The sequence below is a fragment of the Yersinia sp. 2542 StPb PI genome, from assembly GCF_048593855.1.
GTDB classification, from domain to species: Bacteria; Pseudomonadota; Gammaproteobacteria; order Enterobacterales; family Enterobacteriaceae; genus Yersinia; species Yersinia enterocolitica_E.
This window is the reverse complement of the sequence record NZ_JAZGQA010000234.1, coordinates 1-6090: the sequence shown is the minus strand read 5'-3', so window position 1 is coordinate 6090 and position 6090 is coordinate 1. Positions and strand designations below refer to the sequence as shown.

Sequence of the window (6090 nt, the reverse complement as noted above, 5' to 3'; positions counted from 1 at the left end):
GCTGACTGGGAATATCATTATCTGGTTAATGGATATAAAAATAAAGTTTTGCATTTTTATATGAATGAAAAACCACCATATATTAACTTCAAAGGTGTGATGACTGGGCCAAAATTAGGTGAATACATAGGTGCTGTAGTGAATTTTAATGAGCGAACCCCTCATGATGCTGTATTTATTAATAGTCCGGCCTTAGGCTATGTGCTTGATGTAGAAAAGGCTATTTGTGCATTGCACGGATTTACCGATGATCAAGGCACACATTGTGATTATCTAAGTGCCACATGGTCTGCAACAGATGCTGATACTTGGGATGTTAGCCTCAGTCGCGACTATATGCCCTGGCTGCTGGCGCAAATTTCTCACAAGTTGCATACAAGTGAATGGACTGCTGCGTTGGATGCTTACCTGCAAAAAGTTGAAACACTGGAAACTTTCTTTGAGACCAATAAAGAGCATCCGGTCGATGATGCAATATGGCAACAAACCAAAACACTGTTGGTGGAATTTTTACGTACCTATAACTCAACCGAATATCAGCAAGTTTGGCATCAAGTGGCATATGTCCTTAATCGTATTGAAGTAATGATTGAGGTGAAGGCATGATCCGGTTCTATAGTTACAAAATGTGATATGAATCACGTTTTGCTTTACCCCTTCACTGAGGAGGTATAATCTTGACGAATCTTTACAACTCAACTAAATATTTAACATCTGCATCTCATAACTTACATCGTCAATAAGACGAGAAGTCCATTCATTATTAGTCAAGATTGCCACTGCCGCTGTGTAACACGCAGGGTAGTTTAGCTCGCAGTAGCCCGCATCTGTTAGCACATGCCGATTAGCAGCATGTTCCTAAATACAACGGATGAATACTGCGTGCGTGCTGTTTTGTGGAGAAAAAACATGTCGGTAAATCTCTCTCCGATACCTCAGGTGCGGGGTATTTCACGCCGCCGTCTGCTGGGATATATCGGCGTCGGGCTAGTCAGTAGCCTGATGAGTCCCCTTTCATTAGATGCTTTCGCGGCATCGACCCAAACCTCGCCGCAGAATTTAGAAAGATTCATGTTGGTATCACGCGCATTGACCGGTAAGCGCCAGCTTAATGTGCAGATTGGTCAACGAATCTATCAGGTTTTGCTCGGGAAAATAGGCGGTTTTGACCAAAAACTCTCCTTATTACAACCGTTGCCTGCGGGTGAACCTCAGCAATGGCCACCTCTGCAACAGCAAATCGCCCGGCAAATATTGCAAGGCTGGTATGTCGGCGTGATCGGTGAGGGAACCGATGCGGCGGTAATCAGCTATGAGAATGCGTTGATGTTCGATGCGGTATCCGATGTGTTGGTTATTCGCTCTTATTGCCCGAATAAACCCGGATACTGGGCTGTAAAGCCTGATGTCGCCTTATAATTTTGGAGAATACATTTATGGCTGACACACTAAAGGCGGATATCGTCGTTATTGGCTCGGGTGTTGCAGGAGGGCTGGTTGCCCATCAACTGGCCATGGCTGGCAAGTCAGTACTGGTTTTAGAGGCAGGTCCGCGCCTCTCTCGTTGGGAAATTGTAGAAAACTTCCGTAATCAGCCGGATAAATCAGACAACATGGCGCCATATCCTTCCACCGCGTATGCGCCTCATCCTGAATCTAACCCAAATAATAACTATCTGATTCAAAAGGGTGAACATCCGTATGATGTGCAATATATCCGCGCAGTGGGTGGCACAACCTGGCACTGGGCGGCTTCTGCCTGGCGCTTTTTGCCTAACGATTTCAAACTGAAAACCGTGTATGGCGTCGGGCGAGATTGGCCAATTGAGTATGCGGTGTTGGAAAAGTGGTATCTGCGCGCTGAACAGGAATTAGGTGTTTGGGGGCCAAGTGATGAAGATCTAGGATCACCCCGCAGCGAACCCTATCCGATGGCACCATTGCCATTATCGTGGAATGAACAGCGCATCAAGACGGTGTTAAATAGCCATGTTTTTAACGGTGGCAGCTTTAACGGCGGAAGTTTCAATGTGGTCACTGAACCGGTCGCCCGTAACAGTCGCCCTTATGATGGCCGGCCAACCTGTTGTGGTAATAACAACTGCATGCCTATTTGCCCGATTGGCGCCATGTATAACGGTATCACTCATGTCGAAAAAGCCGAGCAGGCGGGGGCAGTCGTGCGCCCCAAAGCGGTGGTTTATAAGTTAGAAGTTAATGATAAACAGCAGATTATTGCAGCACTGTTTAAAGATGAACAAGGCAATGAGCATCGGGCTGAGGGTAAATACTTTGTACTGGCCGCCAATGGCATTGAAATTCCGAAACTGATGCTGATGTCCACCGATGAGAAAAATCCACGGGGAGTGGGTAATAGTTCCGATATGGTGGGGCGCAATCTAATGGATCACCCCGGAACCGGGGTGACTTTTATGGCCAGTGAACCCTTGTGGCCAGGGCGTGGGCCGCAGGAAATGACGTCGATGATCGGCTTCCGTGATGGTGCATTCCGCGCTGATTTTGCAGCGAAAAAAATTCATTTATCCAATTTGTCACGTACCGATCAAGTCACGATTGAATTACTCAAACAGGGGGATTTGCAACTCGGGCCACAGCTTGAGGCCAAAATCCGTGACAGGGCCGCGCGTTTTGTACAATTCGACAGCTTCCACGAGATTTTGCCTCATGTCGAAAATCGTATTATCCCCAGCGCTAGCGAGAAAGACGCCATCGGTATTGCGAAACCCGAGTTTTACTATGCAATGGATGATTATGTGCGAAAAAGTGCGGTACACACTCAGCAGGTCTATGCCGAGGCGGCAAAGCTGATGGGGGGAACCGAGGTTAAATTCAACAATAACTTCGCCAATAACAATCATATTACGGGTACCACCATTATGGGCAGTGACCCGAAAGACTCGGTAGTGGACAGCGATTGTCGTACCCATGACCATAAAAACCTGTTTATCGCCAGTAGTAGTGTAATGCCAACTGTCGGTTCAGTTAATTGTACTTTGACGATTGCCGCACTCTCGCTGCGTATCGCTGAAACATTAAAGGCCGAGGTGTAAGATGAGAAAACAAACCTTGGGCTGTTCAGTGAATCTCCTGTTTATCGCATTAGGTTTAGCCGTAACTGGGTATGCCAGTGCTGATGCTGACCTGATTGCACGTGGTGAGTACCTGACTAAGGCCGCTGACTGTGTGGCCTGCCATACCACCAAAGACGGCAAGCCTTTTGCCGGTGGACTTGCCTTCAAGACGCCGATGGGCACGCTATATTCGCCCAACATCACGCCCGATAAAGAGACCGGAATTGGCAATTGGACGGATGAAGAGTTCTTGCGCGCATTACATGAAGGGAAAGGGAAAAATGGTGAGAATCTCTACCCGGCATTCCCTTACACCTCATATACGTTGTTGACGGATGCTGACGTCAAAGCCATTAAAGCCTATCTGTTTAGTCTGCCAGCAGTGCATCAAGCTAACCGCGAAAATGACATGCCTTTCCCATTCAACCAGCGTTGGGGATTGTGGTTCTGGAATTTGGTCAATTTCGAGGGGGAGCGCTTTCAGCCGGACAACACTAAAGATGCACAATGGAATCAGGGGGCTTACTTTGTTGAAGCATTGGGGCACTGCGGTGAGTGCCATACCCCGCGTAATATCACCATGGGGATGAAAGAGAGCAAAGCCTATGGGGGGGCAGAGATTAATGGTTGGACGGCGTTTAATATTACCGCTGATCCACATGCCGGTATTGGCGGCTGGAGTCAGCAACAGGTGGTGCAATATTTGCGCACCGGCCATGTTGACGGTAAAGCGCAAGCTGCCGGGCCGATGGCTGAAGTTATTGAGAACAGCACTCGCCACCTGAGCGAGAGTGATCTCAATGCCATGGCGGTGTATCTGCGTACCCTGGAGCCATTAAATCCAGATGACGAAACCAAGAGTCGTTCGGATTGGGGGCAAGCGGCGAGTAGTGTTAATTCCTTACGCGGTATGCCTTTCACGGCAGATAACAACACTGACGGCGCGCGCCTGTATTTGGGGAACTGTGCCAGTTGCCACAGTTTCACCGGTGAGGGCGTAAAAGACGGTTATTACCCTTCATTGATGAAAAACTCGGTGGTCGGGGCATCCGCGCCCAATAACCTGATTAATGTGATTCTCCACGGTGTGTCACGCAAAACCAATGACGGTGAAGTCTTTATGCCCGGGTTTGCCAACACCTTGACCGATGAGCAGGTTGTTAGTTTGAGTCATTATCTGCTACAGCAATTCGGACAACCGGCACTGAATATAAAAGCCGATGATGTGAAGGCGCTGCGCGGAGAATAGAAAATAAGCACCAGGAAACCCGGTTCCCTTGTGCTTATTTAACCTTCTCATTATGCCAATGCATTAATGTATATTCGCCATCATTACTGATGCCGGTGGCTATAGCTACCCACCCCTGTTTTTGATAAAACGCCAGTGCCTGCTGGTTTTTTGCCAGACATTTGAGTGAGCCGTGGCTGGTAAATAGCTGTTGTGCTGCCTGCAATAAGGCTTTTCCCGTACCGGACTGTTGTAGCGCAGGGTCAATAAACAGATGATGCAGGAAACTCTCTTCCATAAAAATTGAGGCAAAACCTAAGTGTTGATCGCCATCAACGGCGACCAGCACAGTTTCACCGATGGTTGAGCGATCAAAATCTTCCAGCCTAAAGTGTTCAACGTCCAGCCAGGTAAAGGCTGCTTTACGTGATGCCAGATACAAGGTGCGCAGGAATGGCCGGTCACTTTCCTGATACTGACGAATCTTGATACTCATCCTACGGTTATACCTCCAAAACAGGGTGCTTTCGCGAAATTGATCATTGGTTGAGCCAATACATGATTGATCTTCTACCACCTGCCCATGATAATAACAATTCTGACTCGGGGTGCCTGCCACAAACAGTGGCATGGCTGAGATATTACCCGTATTACCTGATCTGGATTATGCCAGCGTAGGGAAGTCTCGGCACCTTAGGGTTCCGCCTTCTTGACCGCCGGTTAGGAGGAATATGTTCGTTCAACCTGCCGTTTTCTCTTTAGCTATTCTCGCTGTTGCTGCCATTCGAACTCCCATTGATATGAGTGTGGAGAGATATTCATGAAGCGAATTAATGCACTCACGATTGCCGGAACTGACCCTAGCGGTGGGGCCGGTATTCAGGCTGATTTGAAAACTTTCTCTGCTTTGCAAGCTTACGGCACCAGTGTGATCACCGCCTTGGTGGCACAAAATACCTGTGGTGTGCAGTCAGTTTATCCCATCGAACCGGCGTTTGTTGCAGCTCAACTCGATTCTGTTCTCAGTGATGTGCGCATCGATAGCGCGAAAATCGGTATGTTGGCTAATGCTGACATTGTCGAGATTGTTGCCACACAACTGCAACGTTATCCCATCCCATTTGTGGTGCTAGATACCGTTATGGTCGCCAAAAGCGGTGATCCTTTATTGGCGCCAGAGGCCGTAGACGCAGTACGTCAACTGCTGTTACCGCGGGTGGCTTTGATTACCCCGAATCTGCCAGAAGCAGCCGCGCTACTCAATTGCCAGCCTGCCCGCGATGAGCAACAAATGTGTGAACAGGGGCGAGCACTGTTGGCTCTGGGCTGTCAGGGAGTATTGATGAAAGGAGGGCATCTGAGCGGTGAGGATAGCCCCGATTGGCTGTTTACGGCACAAGGCGAACAGCGTTTTGTTACCCGCAGAGTAAATACTCGCCATACCCACGGCACCGGCTGCACCTTATCGGCCGCATTGGCGGCCTTACGGCCACGGCACCACGATTGGGCAGATACGGTGAATGCCGCCAAACACTATCTGCAAGGTGCATTAGAACAAGCCAATACCCTTGAAGTCGGGCAGGGGATCGGGCCGGTGCATCATTTTCACCAGTGGTGGTAATCCCCTTCGTCCTTGAAGTCGCAGGGGTGTTAGCTGCGCTCACCCCCCGAATCACTGACTTGAGTCAGTGATTCGGGATGTGTTCACTTGCCGCCTACCTGCAACTCCAATGACTTTGGGGATCCTTCGTCCTTGAAGTCGCAGGGGTG

General features: G+C 48.9%; 5 protein-coding genes, 1 pseudogene and 1 riboswitch. Of the genes and pseudogenes, 5 read left to right on the top strand and 1 reads right to left on the bottom strand.

Annotation, left to right across the window (positions count from 1 at the left end; all coding sequences use genetic code 11):
• From V1952_RS19370 to V1952_RS19355, 4 genes and pseudogenes are all read left to right on the top strand, one after another.
• Positions 1-606: pseudogene (locus tag V1952_RS19370) on the top strand (hypothetical protein); the annotation flags it as partial.
• Between the two features lie 303 nt (positions 607-909).
• Positions 910-1419 carry a sugar dehydrogenase complex small subunit gene (locus V1952_RS19365; RefSeq protein ID WP_420075349.1) on the top strand — a complete coding sequence of 170 codons (510 nt, stop codon included), beginning with the start codon at positions 910-912 and terminating at the stop codon, positions 1417-1419.
• Positions 1420-1436: 17 nt separating this feature from the next.
• Positions 1437-3071 carry a GMC family oxidoreductase gene (locus V1952_RS19360; RefSeq protein WP_372559652.1) on the top strand — a complete coding sequence of 545 codons (1635 nt, stop codon included), beginning with the start codon at positions 1437-1439 and terminating at the stop codon, positions 3069-3071.
• Between the two features lies 1 nt (position 3072).
• Entirely contained in the window at positions 3073-4341 is a 1269-nt protein-coding gene (locus V1952_RS19355) for a c-type cytochrome (protein WP_420075348.1), read from the top strand.
• 34 nt (positions 4342-4375) lie between these two features.
• Here the strand turns inward: V1952_RS19355 and V1952_RS19350 are convergent, their stop codons facing one another.
• On the bottom strand, positions 4376-4816 hold the full coding sequence (locus V1952_RS19350) for a GNAT family N-acetyltransferase (RefSeq protein ID WP_372559650.1): 441 nt from the start codon (positions 4814-4816) through the stop codon (positions 4376-4378).
• A 98-nt stretch (positions 4817-4914) separates the two neighbouring features.
• Positions 4915-5018, top strand: a riboswitch (TPP riboswitch).
• A 122-nt stretch (positions 5019-5140) separates the two neighbouring features.
• Here V1952_RS19350 and thiD point away from each other — a divergent pair.
• A complete protein-coding gene (gene thiD, locus V1952_RS19345; protein ID WP_420075347.1) occupies positions 5141-5941 on the top strand; it encodes a bifunctional hydroxymethylpyrimidine kinase/phosphomethylpyrimidine kinase in 801 nt (266 codons plus the stop codon).
• Positions 5942-6090: the final 149 nt, after the last annotated feature.